This is a genomic window from Streptomyces sp. SD31 (assembly GCF_052068475.1).
Taxonomy (GTDB): Bacteria; Actinomycetota; Actinomycetes; order Streptomycetales; family Streptomycetaceae; genus Streptomyces.
In genome coordinates this window covers 1-1,247 of the sequence record NZ_JBQHCX010000049.1, presented here as the reverse complement: position 1 = coordinate 1,247, position 1,247 = coordinate 1, and the positions used below count along the sequence as shown (strand labels likewise).

Genomic DNA, 1,247 nt, shown 5'->3' with positions numbered 1-1,247 from the left:
CTCTGCCCAAGTCGCTCGACGCGATCGTCAGCATGCTCGCCGTCCTCAAGACCGGCGCCGCCTACCTGCCCATCGACCCCGACTACCCCGCCGAGCGCATCGACTACATGCTCGGCGACGCCACGCCCACGCTGACGTTGACCGAGCCGGTGCCGGGCACGGTCTATCGGGAGAACTCCGCCGCCGCGATCACGGATGCCGAGCGGCGCGTGCCGTGGTCACCGCGCCACCCCGCCTACATGATCTACACCTCCGGCTCCACCGGCCGCCCCAAGGGCGTCATCATCGAACACCACGCCCTGGCCACCTACCTCCACCGCACCCGCACCACCTACACCGCCACCACCGGCACCACCCTCCTGCACTCCCCCCTCGCCTTCGACCTCACCATCACCGCCCTGTGGACCCCCCTCACCAACGGCGGAACCGTCCACCTCACCACCCTCGAAACCACCACCATCCAGCCCACGCTGATCAAGGCAACCCCCAGCCACCTCCCGCTGCTGAACACGCTGGAGGACACCGCCTCGCCCTCCCACACCCTCATCCTCGGCGGGGAGGCCCTGCACACCGATCACCTCACCACCTGGCGCCAGCAGCACCCCCACGTCCGCATCATCAACGCCTACGGACCCACCGAATCCACCGTCAACATCACCGACCACCACCTCGAACCCGACACCAACACCGACGCCCACGGCCCCGTGCCGATCGGCCGACCCTTCGCCAACACACAGGTATACGTACTCGACTCAGCCCTACGGCCCGTCCCTGCCGGAGTCCCGGGAGAGCTCTACCTCGCCGGCGAACAACTCGCCCGCGGCTACCACAACCGCCAAGCCCTCACCGCCGAACGCTTCACCGCCAACCCCCACGGCGAACCCGGCAGCCGCATGTACCGCACCGGCGACCTCGCCCACTGGAACCACCACGGCCACCTCATCTACGACGGCCGCACCGACCACCAAATCAAACTCCGCGGCCACCGCATCGAACTCGGCGAAATCGAAACCACCCTCACCGCCCTACCAGGCGTCACCCAAGCAACCGTCCAACTCCGCGAAGACCACCCCGGCGACCAACGCCTCGTCGCCTACGCCGTGGCGAACCGCGCTCTGTGGGACGAGTCAGCCGCGCTGAGCACCCTCGGCCGGCACCTCCCCGACTACATGGTCCCCTCAGCCATCGTCACCCTCGACGCCCTCCCCCTCACCCCCAACGGCAAACTCGACCGCAAAGCCCTCCCC

Annotated in this window: 1 protein-coding gene; it reads left to right on the top strand. The window is 68.6% G+C overall.

Features of this window, described 5'->3' with window-relative positions:
• A partial coding sequence (locus tag ACTMVF_RS42350; RefSeq protein ID WP_441276423.1) for an amino acid adenylation domain-containing protein occupies nucleotides 1-1,247 on the top strand: 1,247 nt, incomplete at both ends.